14 protein-coding genes are annotated in these 16,080 nt (G+C 70.0%); 10 read left to right on the top strand and 4 right to left on the bottom strand.

Features of this window, described 5'->3' with window-relative positions:
• Window positions 1-157: 157 nt before the first annotated feature.
• From IBL25_RS18510 to hpnN, 8 genes are all read left to right on the top strand, one after another.
• Entirely contained in the window at window positions 158-1,282 is a 1,125-nt protein-coding gene (locus tag IBL25_RS18510) for an alpha/beta hydrolase (protein WP_187780005.1), read from the top strand.
• A 182-nt stretch (window positions 1,283-1,464) separates the two neighbouring features.
• Window positions 1,465-1,671, top strand: a complete 207-nt coding sequence (locus tag IBL25_RS18505; RefSeq protein WP_120640713.1) for a cold-shock protein — start codon at window positions 1,465-1,467, stop codon at window positions 1,669-1,671.
• A gap of 215 nt (window positions 1,672-1,886) precedes the next feature.
• A complete protein-coding gene (locus IBL25_RS18500) occupies window positions 1,887-2,057 on the top strand; it encodes a hypothetical protein (protein WP_187780004.1) in 171 nt (56 codons plus the stop codon).
• A gap of 31 nt (window positions 2,058-2,088) precedes the next feature.
• On the top strand, window positions 2,089-2,358 hold the full coding sequence (locus IBL25_RS18495) for a hypothetical protein (RefSeq protein ID WP_187780003.1): 270 nt from the start codon (window positions 2,089-2,091) through the stop codon (window positions 2,356-2,358).
• Between the two features lie 85 nt (window positions 2,359-2,443).
• Window positions 2,444-4,225, top strand: a complete 1,782-nt coding sequence (locus tag IBL25_RS18490) for an IlvD/Edd family dehydratase (RefSeq protein ID WP_187780002.1) — start codon at window positions 2,444-2,446, stop codon at window positions 4,223-4,225.
• A gap of 167 nt (window positions 4,226-4,392) precedes the next feature.
• Complete coding sequence (locus IBL25_RS18485) at window positions 4,393-5,139, top strand: SDR family oxidoreductase (RefSeq protein ID WP_187780001.1); 747 nt, start codon at window positions 4,393-4,395, stop codon at window positions 5,137-5,139.
• Between the two features lie 14 nt (window positions 5,140-5,153).
• On the top strand, window positions 5,154-5,999 hold the full coding sequence (locus IBL25_RS18480; RefSeq protein WP_187780000.1) for a fumarylacetoacetate hydrolase family protein: 846 nt from the start codon (window positions 5,154-5,156) through the stop codon (window positions 5,997-5,999).
• A 139-nt stretch (window positions 6,000-6,138) separates the two neighbouring features.
• On the top strand, window positions 6,139-8,727 hold the full coding sequence (hpnN, locus tag IBL25_RS18475) for a hopanoid transporter HpnN (protein ID WP_187779999.1): 2,589 nt from the start codon (window positions 6,139-6,141) through the stop codon (window positions 8,725-8,727).
• Window positions 8,728-8,966: 239 nt separating this feature from the next.
• Here the strand turns inward: hpnN and IBL25_RS18470 are convergent, their stop codons facing one another.
• Window positions 8,967-9,590: an ABC transporter substrate-binding protein gene (locus tag IBL25_RS18470; RefSeq protein ID WP_187779998.1), complete on the bottom strand. Its 624-nt coding sequence runs from the start codon at window positions 9,588-9,590 to the stop codon at window positions 8,967-8,969.
• Window positions 9,591-9,797: 207 nt separating this feature from the next.
• Between IBL25_RS18470 and ispH the strand changes: the two genes are divergently transcribed.
• Window positions 9,798-10,769 (top strand): 4-hydroxy-3-methylbut-2-enyl diphosphate reductase, encoded by a 972-nt coding sequence (gene ispH / locus IBL25_RS18465; protein WP_187779997.1) that lies wholly within the window; start codon window positions 9,798-9,800, stop codon window positions 10,767-10,769.
• Between the two features lie 14 nt (window positions 10,770-10,783).
• Window positions 10,784-11,980, top strand: coding sequence for an adenosyl-hopene transferase HpnH (hpnH, locus tag IBL25_RS18460; protein ID WP_187779996.1), 1,197 nt, complete (start codon window positions 10,784-10,786; stop codon window positions 11,978-11,980).
• Here hpnH and IBL25_RS18455 read toward each other — a convergent pair.
• From IBL25_RS18455 to hpnE, 3 genes are all read right to left on the bottom strand, one after another.
• Complete coding sequence (locus IBL25_RS18455; protein WP_187779995.1) at window positions 11,909-12,586, bottom strand: phosphorylase family protein; 678 nt, start codon at window positions 12,584-12,586, stop codon at window positions 11,909-11,911. The genes hpnH and IBL25_RS18455 overlap by 72 nt on opposite strands.
• A 249-nt stretch (window positions 12,587-12,835) precedes the next feature.
• Window positions 12,836-14,773, bottom strand: coding sequence for a squalene--hopene cyclase (gene shc / locus IBL25_RS18450; protein ID WP_187779994.1), 1,938 nt, complete (start codon window positions 14,771-14,773; stop codon window positions 12,836-12,838).
• Complete coding sequence (gene hpnE / locus IBL25_RS18445) at window positions 14,770-16,035, bottom strand: hydroxysqualene dehydroxylase HpnE (protein ID WP_187779993.1); 1,266 nt, start codon at window positions 16,033-16,035, stop codon at window positions 14,770-14,772. Before hpnE ends, shc begins: the two co-directional genes overlap by 4 nt.
• Window positions 16,036-16,080 lie beyond the last annotated feature (45 nt).

Here is a 16,080-nt window from a genome sequence, read left to right as displayed (position 1 = left end):
CCCTGGTCGCGCGGCGCGGCGCGGCCTTCGGCGCGGCGGCCGCGCGGGCCCTGGGGCTGAGTTCGCGGCCGCTGATGATTTCGGGCCGCCTGCTTCTGGCCTATGCTGCACCTGCAACCGGGCGCCACCGAGGCCCCCGAATCCGCCGGAGAAGTCCATGCGCCGCCGCGTGCTGCTTGCCGCCCCGCTGATCGCCTCCCCGATGCTGCTGCCTGCCGCCGGCCCGGCTTCCGCCCAGCCGGCCGGGGTGGTGCTGGAGGAATTCCTGGTACCCTCGGGGCCCGGCATCCAGCTCTACCTGCGCAACAAGCGGCCCGAGGGCGCCACGGCCGCGCGGGCGGACCGCGTGGTGCTCTGCGTCCATGACGGCACCTTCCCGGCCAGCACCTCCTTCGACCTGCCGGCCGGCGGCGTCTCCTGGATGGATTACATGGCCGGGCGCGGCTTCGATGTCTGGAGCGTGGACCTGCGCAACTACGGCCGGTCGACGCGCGATGCCGCCATGGCGCAGCCGCCGGGCGGGCAGCCGCTGACCACGTCGCGGGACGCGCTGGCCGATATCGCAGCCGCCGCCGCCTTTATCCGCGAGAAGCGGGGCGTGCCGAAGCTGGTGCATCTGGGCTGGGGCTGGGGCGCCAGCCTGATGGCGCGATTCGCGGTGGAGAATGCCGCGCTGGTGGACCGGCTGGTGCTTTACGCGCCGGAATGGCCGGCGGAGCCGGCCGCCCCGGGGCAGGGCAATGGCTCACCGAGCAACGCCTCGCAGGGGGATGCGGCCCGGGGGAATGCCGCGCAGGGGAACGCCCCGCAGGGCACTGGCGCCCAGGCCGCCGCCCCGGCGCTGCCCTCCTACCGCAGCCTGACGCGGGCGGAAGTGCGGGCGCGCTGGGTGGAGGGCGTGCCGGACAACCGCCGCGGCGCCCTCTTCCCCGCCGGCTGGTACGAGCACTGGGCGGACACCACCTTCGCCGTGGACCCGGAAGGGGCGCGGCAGGTGCCTTCCGTGCTGCGGGTGCCGAATGGCCCCCTGGCGGACCAGCAGGCCGGCCGCCGCCTCTTCGATGCCGCCCGAGTCACGGTGCCGGTGCTGATCACCCTGGCGGAATGGGACCGCGAGGCACCGCCCGCCCAGGCCCTGGCGCTGTTCCAGGCGCTGACCGCCGTGCCCACCAAGCGCATGGTGCTGCTGGGGGAAGGGACGCATGGAATCATGCTGGAGCGTAACCGCGGCGCGCTGTTCCAGGCCGTGCAGGTCTTCCTGGAGGAAGGGCTGAGCGGCTGAGACAATCTGACGTTTTGGTCATATTGGTTGCGGTTGGGCCGAGGGAAGCCTAGATACACAGCGTCGACTGGTTTGGCCTGCGCCTCGTGCCCGGCCGTTCGTGCATCGTGCCTGGTGCCCGTCCATCAAGTTGATCCGCAGCACATGTCGTGCGGCGGCAACATCATCTACGGAGCACCCCGATGGCTATCGGTACCGTCAAGTGGTTCAACACGACTAAGGGCTTCGGCTTCATCCAGCCGGAAGACGGCTCCAAGGACGTGTTCGTGCACATCTCCGACGTGCAGCGCGGCGGCATGCAGAGCCTGAACGAAGGCGAGCGCGTCGAGTTCGAGCTGCAGCGCGGCAAGGATGGCAAGGTCTCGGCCGGCAACCTGCGCCGCGCCTGACCCGGCCAGGCGCTTCGGCGCCTGACCAGATGGCCGCGCGCCCCGGCGCGCGGCCCTTCCGGCCGGGCAGGCTGCTGCCCGCGCCGGCTGCACCGCCTCCCAGGGATCATCCCCGAGAAAGGCTTGTGCATCCCGCGCGCCAGCGCCGCGCGCCCTCTACCGTGCCATCTGGTTGCGGAGACCGGCCCTTTCACCGAGACGCGGGAGGATCCCCCATGGCACGAGCCCCAAATTACAATCAGCAGCGCGCGGACCGCGACCGGGCCAAGCAGGCCAAGGCCGACGCCAAGCAGCGCGAGCGCGAGCAGCGCAAGGCTGAGCGCGAAGCCGCCGCGTCTGCCGGCAACGAAGCCGCCCCCGCGGCCGAGACCGACGAACAGGCATAAGCCGCCCTTGCTCCGGCGGCAGGAGTTTCCAATGACCGCCAAGCACCGCCATTCCGGCACCTGGGTTTTCTTTGACGTCCTCTACGAGGACGGCTCCCGCCGCTCCAACCGCAAGGTGCCGGCGGAGATCCTGGGTGGGCTGGATGGCGATGAGCCGGCGCGCAAGCTGATCGAGAGCCAGGACGAGGAAATCTCCAAGGCTTCCGGCCAGCCGCGCCCGGTGATCGCCTCCCTCTCCCGCACGCCGCTGCCCAAGGCGGCGCCCAGGCCGGGCTCTCTGAAGGCCGCCCGGGCCCGCTGAGCCGCCTTCCCCTGCCTCTCCCCGGATTGACAGCCGCCGAACCCGGACGGAGGCTGAGCAACGGGAGAGGCAAGAGGGACGGCCGATGGACCAAACCAAGAAGCACTTCAAGCTGCGCAGCCAGCGCTGGTTCGACGACCCGGAAGACCCGGGCATGACGGCGCTCTATATCGAGCGCTTCCTGAACTTCGGCATGACGCGCGGCGAGCTGCAATCGGGCAAGCCGATCATCGGCATCGCCCAGACCGGCAGCGACATCGCCCCCTGCAACCGCCACCACATCGCCCTGGCCGAGCGGGTGAAGGCGGGCATCCGCGATGCCGGCGGCATTCCCCTCGAATTCCCGATCCATCCGATCCAGGAGACCGGCAAGCGCCCCACGGCGGCGCTGGACCGCAACCTGGCCTATCTCTCGCTGGTCGAGGTGCTGCACGGCTATCCGCTGGATGGCGTGGTGCTGACCACGGGCTGCGACAAGACGACGCCCGCCTGCCTGATGGGCGCGGCCACCGTGAACATCCCGGCCATCGTGCTCTCCGGCGGCCCGATGCTGGACGGGCACTGGAAGGGGCGGCTCTCCGGCTCCGGCACCATCGTCTGGGAAGCGCGCAAGCTGCTGGCGGCCGGCGAGATCAACTACGACGGCTTCATGCAGATGGTGGCCTCCTCCGCCACCTCGGTCGGCCACTGCAACACCATGGGCACGGCGCTGTCCATGAACAGCCTGGCGGAAGCGCTGGGCATGTCGCTGCCCGGCTGCGCCTCCATCCCGGCGGCCTATCGTGAGCGCGGGCAGATCGCCCATGCGACGGGCGCGCGCATCGTGGAGATGGTGAAGGAGAACCTGCGCCCCTCCGACATCATGACGCGCGAGGCTTTCGAGAACACCATCGTGCTGGCCAGCGCCATCGGTGCCTCCTCCAACTGCCCGCCGCATCTGGTGGCCATTGCCCGCCACATGGGCGTGGAGCTGACCACCGAGGACTGGCAGACCATCGGCGCCGATATTCCGCTGCTGGTGGATTGCCAGCCGGCCGGCCGCTTCCTGGGCGAGATGTTCTATCGCGGCGGCGGCGTGCAGTCGGTGATGAAGGAGCTGGCGGATGCCGGCAAGCTCCACCTCGGCGTGAAGACCGTCACCGGCCAGACACTCGAAGAAGACCTGAAGCGCGCGCCGCTGCCGGACCGCGAGGTGATCCGCGCCTATGACACGCCGCTGAAGGAACAGGCGGGCTTCGTCGTGCTTTCCGGCAATCTGTTCGAGAGCGCGGTGATGAAGGTCAGCGTCATCGACGCCGAGTTCCGCAAGCGCTTCCTCTCCGACCCCGAGGATGTCTTCGAGGGCAAGGTCATCGTCTTCGAGGGGCCGGAGGACTACCACGACCGCATCGAGGACCCCGACCTGGGCGTGGACGAGCATACCGTGCTGGTCATCCGCAACTGCGGCCCCGTGGGCTACCCGGGCAGCGCGGAGGTGGTGAACATGCAGCCGCCGGGCGCCATGATCAAAGCCGGCCTCCACAGCCTGCCCACCATGGGCGACGGCCGGCAGAGCGGCACCTCGGCCTCTCCCTCCATCCTCAATGTCTCCCCGGAAGCGGCGGTGGGCGGCGGGCTGGCGCTGATGAAGTCGGGTGACCCGATTCGCATCAACCTGAAGACCCGCAAGGTGGACCTGCTGATCCCGGCCGAGGAGATGGAAGCCCGCCGCGCCGCCTGGACGCCGCCCAAGCTGCTGAACAAGACGCCGTGGGAGGAGATCTACCGCTCCATGGTCGGCCAGCTCGGCACCGGCGGCTGTCTGGAGCCCGCGACGCTCTACCTGAACATCCTGGAGACGCGCGGCGAGAGCCGGCACAACCACTGAAGGGGGAAGGAAGGTCGGGGGAATGAATTCCCCCGAACCCTCATCTTTTTTCTTCGAGTTGAGGCGGGCCCGCTCCAGCGGCGCCACACTAAAAAAACACCGCAAAAGAAAGATGGGGGTCTGGGGGAATTCCTTCCCCCAGCCTTTTCGCGAGGGAGAAGAACTGCATGGCCGGAAGGCTGCAAGGAAAGCGCTGCTTCGTGACGGCGGCGGGGCAGGGCATCGGCCGCGCCGCCGCGCTGGCTTATGCGCGGGAAGGCGCCACCGTGGTCGCCACCGACCGGGACGCTGCCAAGCTGGCGGGGCTGGGGGATGGCGTCACCGCCATGCCGCTGGACGTGCTGGACGACGCGGCGGTGAAGGCGACCATCGAGGGCAACGGGCCTTTCGATGTGGTCTTCAACTGCGCCGGCTTCGTGCACCAGAACGACGTGCTGAACTGCCGTGACGAGGATTGGGACTTCGCCTTCGCGCTGAACGTGCGGGCGCAGTGGAAGGTGATCCAGGCGGCGCTGCCGGGCATGCTGGCCCAGGGCGGCGGTGCCATCGTCAACATGGCTTCCGCCGCCGGCTCGGTGAAGGGCGTGGCCAACCGCTTCGCCTATGGCACCACCAAGGCCGCCGTGGTCGGGCTGACCAAGAGCGTGGCGGCCGATTTCGTCACCAGGGGCATCCGCTGCAACTGCGTCTGCCCGGGCACGGTGGATACACCCTCGCTGGGCGAGCGTATTGCCGCCAATGCGGGTGCCGCCGGTGGCCTGGAGGCGGCGCGGGCCGCCTTTGTTTCCCGCCAGGCGATGGGGCGCCTCGCCACGGCCGAGGAGATCGCCGAGCTTGTGCTGTATCTCTCCGCGCCGGAGAGCCAGTTCGTGACCGCCCAGGCCATCGTCATCGATGGCGGCTGGACCAACTAAGGAAGCCCTGAACCATGAAGCTGCTGCGTTACGGCCCGCCGGGCCAGGAAAAGCCAGGCCTGCTTGATGCCGCCGGCACCATCCGCGACCTGTCCGGCGTGCTGCCGGATTTCTCGGGCGATGCGCTTTCCGCCGCCGGACTGGCGAAGTTGGCGGCGCTTGACCCGGCCTCGTTGCCGGCCGTCTCCGGCAATCCGCGCCTCGGCCCGCCGGTCGCGCATATGAAGAACTTCGTTTGCATCGGCCTGAACTATGCCGACCACGCGGCGGAAACCGGCGCGGCCATTCCGAAGGAGCCGATCATCTTCCTGAAGTCGCTGGGCGCGCTCTGCGGCCCCAATGACGACGTGGAGATCCCGCGCAACAGCCAGAAGACCGACTGGGAAGTCGAGCTGGCCATCGTCATCGGCACCAAGGCCAAGAATGTCTCGGAGGCCGAGGCGCTGGACTATGTGGCCGGCTATGCCGTCTGCAACGACGTCTCCGAACGCGAATTCCAGATCGAGCGCGGCGGCCAGTGGGACAAGGGCAAGGGCTGCGACACCTTCGGCCCGCTCGGCCCCTGGCTGGTGACCAAGGACGAGGTGCCGGACCCGCAGGACCTGGCGATGTTCTGCGAGGTGGACGGCCACCGCTACCAGGACGGCTCCACCCGCACCATGATCTTCGGGGTGGAGAAGGTGGTCTCCTATGTCTCGCAGTTCATCACGCTGCATCCGGGCGATGTCATCACCACCGGCACCCCGCCGGGCGTGGGCATGGGGCAGAAGCCGCCGGTCTACCTGAAGCCGGGCCAGACCATCCGCCTCGGCATCGCCGGCCTGGGCGAGCAGGTTCAGAAGACCGTCGCCGCCGCCTGAGCGCCGGGGCCGCCCCGCCCATGCGGCGGGCGGCCCCAGGCCACCGGCCGGGCCTTGACCGCCCGGCCCCTGGCCGCTGAAGACAGGATGCCGCCGCCCATGGGGTTCCGGCGCCGTCTTTCCAGCGCAAGGTGCCGATGTGTTCACCCAGACATCCCTGACCGCCCGGATCGTCGCGGCGAGCATCCGGCGGCCCTGGCTCACGCTGCTGCTGGCGCTGCTGCTGGCACTCGGCGCCGGCTTCTATAGCGTCCGTCATTTCGCGCTGACGGCCGATACGGCGGAGCTGATCTCCACCGACCTGCCCTGGCGGCAGGACGAGCTGGCCTATGAGGCCAATTTCCCCCAGTTGCACAACCTCGTCGTCGTGGTGGTGGATGGCGCCACGCCGGAACTGGCCGAATCCGCCACTGCCCGGCTGGCCGAGCGGCTCCAGGCGATGCCCGGCTTGCTGCACGACGTGCACCGCCCCGATGGCGGGCCCTTCTTCAACCGCCACGGCCTGATGCTGCTGCCGCTGGAGGAGGTGCAGGCCGCCACGGAAAAGCTGATCGAGGCCCAGCCCTTCCTTGGCCCCCTGGCCGCCGACCCCAGCCTGCGTGGCGTGATGGGGGCGCTGGGCACCGTGCTGCGCGGGGTAGAGATGGGGCAGGCCAGCCTCGGCGACATCGCCCGCCCGCTTTCGGCCCTGGCGGAGACCTTCACTCGCGTGGTGGAGGGCCAGCCGGCCTTCTTTTCCTGGCAGAACCTGTTTTCCGACCAGCAGGCCGGCACGCGCGTGCTGCGCCGCTTCATCCTGACACGGCCGGAGCTGGATTATTCCGACCTGCAGCCTGGCACCCGCGCCACCGACGCCATCCGTGCCGCGGCGCGGGAGCTGGGGCTGGACCCGGCCCATGGCGTCACCGTGCGCCTGACCGGCCCGGTGCCCATGGCCGATGAGGAATTCGGCACCCTGGCCGAGGGCGGCGAGCTGATGGGCGCCGCCATGCTGCTGGCGCTGGTGGCCATGCTCTGGCTGGCCGTGCGCTCCGCCCGGCTGGTCGGCGCCATCCTGCTGACCACGCTGATTGGCCTGGTGATCACCGCTGGGCTGGGGCTGCTGGTGGCCGGGCGCTTCAACCTGATCTCGGTGGCCTTTATTCCGCTCTTCGTGGGCCTGGGTGTGGATTTCGGCATCCAGGTCTGCGTCCGTTACCGGGCGGAGCGTCTGGGGCAAGCCGATGACCGCGCCGCGCTGGCCGCGGCCGGGCGGGGCGTCGGCGCCTCCCTGGCGCTGGCGGCGCTGGCCACTGCCGTGGGCTTCTTCGCCTTCCTGCCCACCAGCTTCCTGGGCGTCTCGGAACTGGGCGTCATCGCCGGCATGGGCATGGTGGTGGCCTTCCTGCTCTCCATCACGCTGCTGCCGGCGCTGGTGGTGCTGCTGCGCCCGCGTGGCGAGCAGGCCGAGGTCGGCTGGCCTGCCTTGGCGCCGCTGGAAGGCTGGCTGCACCGCCGCCACCGGCTGGTGATGGGGCTGGGCGTCGCGGCGGCCCTGGCGTCCCTCGCCGTGCTGCCGCGCCTGCATTTCGACTTCAACCCCATCCACCTGCGCAGCCAGAAGGCGGAATCCATCGCCACGCTGGAGGACCTGATGCGGGACCCGGACCGCACGCCCAATACCATCAGCGTGCTGGCGCCCTCCCTGGAGGCGGTCGATCCCCTTTCCGCCCGCCTTGCCGCCCTGCCGGAAGTGGCGCAGGTCGTCTCCCTCAAGAGCTTCATCCCGGAACAGCAGCCGGAGAAGCTGGCCGCCATCGCGGATGCGGCGGACCTGCTGGCCCTGACCCTGAACCCGCCCCAGGTGCGCTCGGCCCCCACCGATGCCGAGGTGGTGCGCGCCATGATCGCCACCGCCGTCGCCCTGCGCACCGCCGCCGAGCAGGAGCAGACCCCCGCCGCCATCGCCGCGCGCCGGCTGGCCACCGCGCTGGATGCCCTGGCCGCCGGCCCCGCCACCACCCGCGTGGCCCTGGCCGAGGCGGTGATCCCGCCGCTGCGCACCCTGCTCAGCCAGATCCGCGCCATGCTGGATGCGGGCCCGGTGACCGCCGAGACCCTGCCGCCCGACCTGGTGGCCGACTGGGTGGCGCGGGATGGTCGCCCGCTGATCCAGGTCTTCCCGCGCGGCGATTCCAACGACAACGCGGTGCTGCAACGCTTCTCCGCCGCCGTGCAGGCGGTGGCGCCGGATGCGGTGGGGGCGCCCATCTCCATCCAGGGCGCGGCGGGCACCATCGTCACCGCCTTCCAGCAGGCCGGGCTGCTCTCCGGCATCGCCATCACGCTGCTGCTGGCCATGATCCTGCGGCGAGTGCGGGACGTGCTGCTGACGGTGCTGCCGGTGCTGCTCAGCGGCCTGCTGACGCTGGCCTCCTGCGTGGTGCTGGGGCTGCCGCTGAACTTCGCCAATATCATCGCCCTGCCGCTGCTGTTCGGCATCGGCGTGGCCTTCAACATCTATTTCGTCATGGCCTGGCGGAAGGGCGAGAGCCGCCTGCTGCCCTCCAGCCTGACCCGCGCCATCCTGTTCAGCGCCCTGACCACGGCCACCGGCTTCGGCAACCTCTGGCTCTCCAGCCATCCCGGCACGGCCAGCATGGGGATGCTGCTGATGGTCTCGCTCTTCTGGGTGCTGGTGACGACGCTGCTGCTGCAACCGGCCCTGCTGGCGAAGCCGGCGCGGTGAAGGAAGCAAGGCTGGGGAATGAATTCCCCAGACCCCTTCTTTTTTCTTTTCGAGTTTTCGGGTGCGCCTGCGGCGGCACCTTCCCACGCCGGGGCGCGCCGGAGGTCTTGGACCTCGGGCGACTGAGGTCTCAGCCCGTATGGCCTTCTATTGAGAACATCCCACCGCTCGCCTGAGCCCGAACCCAGCTCGAAGAAAAAAAGAAGGGGGTCCGGGGGAATTCATGCCCCCGGCCCTTCTCAGGGCCGCATCAGCCGGTCGGACTGTTCGTTCAGCCGCTGCACCAGCAGCGCGGCCCCGCCCTGCCGCACGGCGCCGGAGAATTCCGAGCGGCGGATCGCCAGTTCGCTGATGGAATCGTGCAGCACGTCGATGATCTTCCAGGCGCCGCCGGTCTGGCGCATGCGGTAGGTCAGGTTCACCGGGGCGCCGCCAGGGTTGTTCAGGGTGGTGATCACCACCTTGTCCTCGCCCTGGGTCTCGACACGGTTGGTGGTGAAGCTCTGGCCGCTGAAGCCGTTGAAGTTGCGGGCGTAGCTGGCGATCGTGTAGCGGCGGAAGGCTTCCGTCACCGCCGCCTGGTCCTCAGGCGTGAAGCCGGACCAGCGGGCGCCTACAGCGGTGCGCGTCATGGCCGGCAGGTCGAAGGCCTGTTCCACGGCGGGGGTCAGCAGCCGGGCGCGGCCTTCCACGCCCAGGGACTGCGCCTGCTGCATGGCCTGCAGCAGCGCTGCGTGCAGTTGTTCGATCGGCTGTGCGGCCGGGTCGGCAGGCTGGGCGGCCAGCGGCGCCAGCGGCCCGAGGGTGAGGGCCAGGGAAAGGCCCGTGAGCAGGCCCGTGAACAGGAAGGTGCGGCGCGGCATGGTCATCCGCGGCCCATAGCATGCCGCGCGGCCCTGCTCCGAGACGGCATGGATCAAAAGCCGCTGACGGGCATGCGGGCTCCCTCCTCACCGCACTGTTTCCGCTGGGCAGTGGAAAGCGGCTATCCGCTGGGGGCGGGGGCGGCATAGGTTCAGCCAGGCTCTGACGCGGCGGCATGGCCGGCGCCAGGCGATGGGGGGACGTGCATGCGGATTCTGCTGGCGCAGCCGCGCGGCTTCTGTGCCGGAGTGGTGCGGGCCATCGAGATCGTCGAAAGGTCGCTGCAGAAGTTCGGCGCCCCCGTCTATGTCCGGCATGAGATCGTGCACAACCGCCATGTGGTGGAGGATCTGCAACGCAAGGGCGCCATCTTTGTCGAGGATCTGGCGGAGGTGCCGGATGGCGCCGTCACGGTCTTCAGCGCCCATGGCGTGCCGCAGTCGGTGGTGGATGAGGCGGAGCGGCGGGGCCTGCCGGTGCTGGACGCCACCTGCCCGCTGGTCTCCAAGGTGCATGCGCAGGGGCGGCAATATGTGGCGCGGGGCCGCACCCTGGTGCTGATCGGTCATGCCGGGCATCCGGAGGTGGAGGGCACGCTGGGGCAGGTGGGGGCGCCGGTGCATCTGGTGGCCTCGGCCGAGGATGTGGCGCGGCTGGCGCTGCCGGCCGATGCGCCACTGGCCTATATCACCCAGACGACCTTGAGCGTGGACGATACCCGTGGCGTGATCGCGGCGCTGGAGGCGCGGTTCAGCGACCTGCAAGGCCCCAGTGTTTCGGATATCTGCTATGCGACGCAGCACCGGCAGTCGGCGGTGCGGGAGCTTTGCGCGGAGGTGGACCTGCTGCTGGTGGTGGGGGGGCGCAACAGCTCCAACTCCAACCGCCTGCGGGAAATCGGCGTGGAACTGGGTTTGCCGAGCCATCTGATCGCCGATGCCAGCGAGCTTGACCCTGGCTGGCTGAGTGGTGTGCGGACGGTGGGGCTGACCGCCGGCGCCTCCGCGCCCGAGCATTTGGTTCTTGACGTGATCGGGGCGCTGCGCAGGTATGGCGGGGCCGAGGTGACCCAGATGAACGGAATCCACGAGGATGTGGAGTTCCGCCTGCCGCCCGAGCTCAGAACCATCGAGACCCCGGCACCGGTCCTGCCACCGGCGGTCAAACCCGTGCAGTAGAGAGGAGCGCAGCCTTGGGAATTCCCGTGCTGCAGGCCGCCAAGATCGGCGCCTATGTGGTGAAGCAGCAGCTGACCGGCCGCAAGCGCTACCCGCTGGTGCTGATGCTGGAGCCGCTGTTCCGCTGCAACCTGGCCTGCGCCGGCTGCGGCAAGATCGACTACCCCAACGAGATCCTGAACCAGCGCCTCTCGGTCGAGGACTGCATGGAGGCGATCGACGAATGCGGCGCGCCCGTGGTCTCGATCGCGGGTGGCGAGCCGCTGCTGCACAAGGAAATGCCGCAGATCGTCGAGGGCTACCTCAAGCGCGGCAAGTTCGTCATCCTCTGCACCAATGCGCTGCTGCTGGCCAAGAAGATCGACGACTACAAGCCGAGCCCGGCCTTCACCTGGTCCATCCACCTGGATGGCAACGAGGCGATGCACGACAAGTCCGTCTGCCAGACGGGCGTCTATGACAAGGCGGTGGAAGCCATCCGGCTGGCCAAGGCCAAGGGCTTCCAAGTCTCCATCAACTGCACCCTGTTCAACGACGCCGACCCGGCGCAGACGGCCGCCTTCTTCGACGAGATGAAGGAACTGGGTCTGAACGGCATCACCGTCTCCCCCGGCTATGCCTATGAGCGGGCGCCGGACCAGCAGCACTTCCTGAACCGCACCAAGACCAAGGAACTGTTCCGCGGCATCCTCTCGCGCGGGCGCGGCGGCAAGAACTGGCCCTTCACCCAGTCCCGCATGTTCCTGAACTTCCTGGCTGGCAACGAAGCCTACAAGTGCACGCCCTGGGGCAACCCGACGCGCACCGTCTTCGGCTGGCAGAAGCCTTGCTACCTGCTGGGCGAAGGCTATGCCAAGACCTTCAAGGAGCTGATGGACGACACCGAGTGGGACAAGTACGGCGTCGGCAACTACGAGAAATGCGCCGACTGCATGGTCCATTCGGGCTTTGAGGCTTCGGCCGTGCAGGACATGATCCGCAACCCGCTGAAGGCCCTGGCGGTCACGGTGAAGGGCGTGCGCACCGAAGGCCCGATGGCCAAGGACATTCCGCTCGATAATCAGCGCCCGGCCGAATACGTCTTCTCCGGCCATGTGGAGAAGAAGCTGGCCGAGATCCGCGCCAGCAAGCCGGCGGGCTCACACCGCCCGCGCATCACCCGCACCGGGGCCGCCAAGCCCGGGCCCGACGAGGTGGTGGCCGCGGAGTAAGGCCCGGAAGGCCCGCTCCGCCTCCCACCCCGTCTGCACCAGGGCGGGAAGCTGCCAGGGCGCCCTGACCAGCGCCCGCAGCACCGCCGGCAGATCCACCCCGCCATCCGGCCGCATGCCCACCTGCGCGGCCGGCGGCAGGGTGCGCCCCGCCGCATCCGACACTACCCGCGCCACGGCTAGCGGCAGCCCATGCCGCCGCGCCACCCGCGCCGCTACGTGCGATTCCATGTCCACCGTCAATGCGCCCGTGGCCCGGTGCAGCGCGGCTTTTTCCGCCGCCTCCGCCGCCATGGCGTCGCGACCCAGCATGGTGCCAATCCGCGCGCCGGGCAGGGCAGCGGCCAGCCGCGCCGCCCAGGCCGCATCGGTGGCGGCGGCTTCATCCCCCAGCACCATCTCCGCCACCACCCAGTCTCCGGGGCGCAGCCCCGGCGCCAGCGCGCCCGCGATGCCGATGCTGATGATGCCCCTTGCAGTTGGGGCCAGCCGGTTCAACTCGGCTTCCAGCCGTGCGGCGTCGCCGCCCCCAGGAATGGGCCGGACGCCAGGGGCGGCGAGGATGCGGGTCTCGCGATGCAGGCCAGTGGCGGCGAGGATGGTCATGGGCAGAAAAGGCCAGGGGAATGAATTCCCCTGGAACCCCTTCTTTTTTCTTCGAGTTTGACACTGGCGTGGAGTGTCGGGCGGCTTCTGAAACAAAGGCCACACGAGTGACGGCGGCAGTCGTCGGAGGTCCATGACCTCCGGCGCGAACCGGCGTGGGAGGGTGCCGCCGCAGGCGCACCCGTGAACTCGAAAAGAGAAGAAGGGCGCAAACGTATACGTTTGCGGGGGGAATTCATTCCCCCAGCCTCACATCCCATGCACCACCTGCCGGCTGTTCCCCTGCCGCAGGTTGCGGTAGCGCGCCAGCGCCCAGAGCGGGAAGAACTTCGGATAGCCGTGGTAGCGCAGGTAGAAGACGCGCGGGAAGCCGCCGCCGGTATAGGCTTCCTGGCCCCAGAGCCCGTCCTCCTCCTGGTGTTCCCGCAGCCAGGAGATGCCGCGCGCCACGGCGGGGTGGTCCACCTCGCCCGCCGCCATCAGGCCCAGCAGCGCCCAGGCGGTCTGGGAGGCGGTTGAGGGTGCGGGCTCATAGCCCTTGTAGTCCAGCTTGTAGCTGTCGCAGTCCTCGCCCCAGCCGCCGTCGGGGTTCTGGATGCGGAGCAGCCAGTCGGCACCGCGCCGCAGGCTGGGGCGGCTGGCATCGAAACCGGCGGCGTTCAGGGCGCAGAGGGCGGACCAGGTGCCGTAGATGTAGTTCACGCCCCAGCGGCCGAACCAGCTTCCATCGGCTTCCTGTTCCCGCTCCAGGTAGTCGATGGCGTTCAGCATGCGCAGGCTGCCGCGCGGCTCGCCGAGCTGGGCCAGCATGGAGACGCAGCGGGCGGAGACATCGGCGGTGGGCGGGTCCAGCAGCGCGCCATGGTCCGCGAAGGGGATGTTGTTCAGGTAGTGGTGGACGTTGTCGGCGTCGAAGGCGCCCCAGCCGCCGTTGCGGCTTTGCAGCCCCACCGTCCATTCGGCGCCACGGTCGATGGCCTCGTCATAGCCGGTGCCGCTGCCGAACTGCCGGCGGGCACGGTCCATGGCCATGACCACCACGGCGGTGTCGTCCAGGTCCGGGTAATGCGCGTTGCGGTATTGGAAGGCCCAGCCGCCGGGGCGCACGTCGGGGCGCTGCTCGGCCCAGTCGCCTTTGACTTCCAGCTCCTGCAAGGGCTTCAGCCATTCCAGGCCGCGCGCGGCGGCTTCCGCTTCGCCGGCTTCCATCAGGGCATGGGCGGCCAGGGCCGTGTCCCAGACAGGGGAAACGCAGGGCTGGCAGTAGGCTTCCTCCTCGCCCACCACCAGCAGCTTCTCGACCGAGCGGCGGGCGATGGCGCGGTGCGGGTGCTCCGGCGGGTAGCCCAGCGCATCATACATCATCACGCTATTGGCCATGGCGGGGTAGATGGCGCCGAGGCCATCCTCGCCATTCAGCCGTTCCGTCACGAAATCCACGCAGCGCTGGATGGCGCGCTGGCGGCTGCCGCGCGGCCAGAGCGGCTCGGCCACCTTCAGCACGCGGTCGACGCCGTTGAAGAAGGCGGCCCAGCCGGGGTGGTGGTGCGTCTTCACCTTCTTCCGGGGCAGGCGGGCGTCGGTGAAGAGTTCCGGCACGCCGATGCCGCGCGGGTTGCGCGCCCGCACCTGCATCGCCTGCAGCACCAGCAGCGGCGCGATCACGGTGCGCGCCCAATAGGACATGCGCGAGAGATGCACCGGGAACCAGCGCGGCAGCAGGATCAATTCCACCGGGATGGTGGGCACCGCGCTCCAGGGCAACTGGCCGTATTGCGCTAGCAGGATACGGGTGAAGACATTGGCGCGCGCGGCGCCGCCGGCGGCCAGGATGGCGGCGCGGGCGCGGGCCATATGCGGCGCGTCCGGGTCGTCGCCGATCATCTTCAGCGCGAAATAGGCTTTCACCGAGGCGCTGATATCGAAGCTGCCGCCATGGAACAGCGGCCAGCCGCCATGCTCGCCCTGGATGCGGCGCAGGTAGCGGCCGAGCTTTTCCTCCAGTTCCGGCGCATCCGGCTCGGCCAGGTGCTGGCGCAGCAGGATGTATTCGGCGGGGATGGTGGCATCCGCCTCCAGCTCGAAAACCCAGTGGCCGTCCGGGCGCTGCTGGCGCAGCAGGGCCGCGGTGGCGCGGCGCAGGTCGTGCTCCAGGCTGTCCAGGTCGGGGGTGGCGATGTGGTTCATGCGGCAGCGGCCTCCGATGCGCCCGGCCCGGCGAAGGCCAGCGCGGCGGCGGCCTCCCCCGAGCGCAAGGCGCCCTCGATGGTGGCGGGCAGGCCGGTATCGGTCCAGTCGCCCGCCAGGAACAGGTTCTGCCAGGCGGTGCGCGCCTTGGGGCGGCGCGCGGCCTGGGCGGGGGTGGCGGCAAAGGTGGCGCGCCGTTCCTTGACCAGCCGGCAGGGTGGCACCGGGCCGGAAAGGCCATGGGTGGCGGCGACATCCTGCCATAGGGCGGCGGCCAGGGCTTCCGTGTCGCGCTCCATCAGCGCGCCGGCATCGCTGGTGGTGGTGGAAAGCCGGTCAGGGTAGGCGAAGACCCAGTCCGCCGTGCCGCCCACCAGCCCGACCATGGCGGGGGCGCCCGGCGGTGGCGTGGCGGCGAAATGGGCGTTCAGGATGGGGCGGAAGTCGTCCGGCGCCTGGAGGCCGGGCAGCAGTTCCTGCGCCACCCAGGGCGGCACCGCCAGCACCAGGGAATCGGCGGGGCCGAGCGGCACCGTGCCTTCCGCCATGGCCAGGGCGCCGAGGCGCTCGCCCTCCAGCCGCAACCCGCGCAGCCGCTGGCCGAGGCGGATCTCGGCGCCCGCCGCCCGCAGATAATCCAGCGCGGGGGCCACGAAGGCGGCATCCAGTGTCGGCGTGGCGATGCGCGGGCGGCTGGCGAGGCCGCCCTTCGCCAGGCTTTCGCGCAGCACGGCGCCGGCGAGGTCGGCATCGCCATCCTCGGGCCGGGTGTTCAGGATGGACACCAGCAGCGGGCGCAGCAGCCTGTCCCAGAGCGGGCCCTGGCAGGCCATGACATCGCCGATGCGGCGGCCAGGATGGCGGCGCAACAGGGCGGCCAGCGCCAGGTAATCGCCCGGGCCGGTGCCGGGCACGCGGCGGCTTCCGGAAAACACCCACCAGGGCAGCGGCCCGTCATTGGGCCGCAGCGCCCAGCGGCTGCCGTCGCGCCGGTCGAGGAAAGGGTAGGTGGCCTGTTCCGGCCCGGCCAGCCGGTGCTCGGCACCGATGGCGCGCAGGTAGCGGCCGACCGCCGGGTTGCCGGAGAGCACGAGATGGTTGCCGTTGTCGATCACCATGCCGAGCTGCGCGTCATGGTAGGAGCGGCAGCGGCCGCCGGCCTGCTTCGCCGCTTCCCAGAGCACCACGCGGGCGCCCTGTCCGGCCAGGGCCACCGCCGCCGCAAGCCCGGCCAGCCCGGCGCCGGCCACATGCACCGTCATCGCGCGAGGCCGCAGCGCGCCACCAGCCAGAGCAGCCGCGCCTTG

It is taken from the genome of Pseudoroseomonas ludipueritiae, assembly GCF_014490445.1.
GTDB lineage: Bacteria > Pseudomonadota > Alphaproteobacteria > Acetobacterales > Acetobacteraceae > Pseudoroseomonas > Pseudoroseomonas ludipueritiae.
The sequence above is the reverse complement of the archived record's forward strand: the minus strand, read 5'-3'. Positions and strand labels throughout refer to the sequence as shown.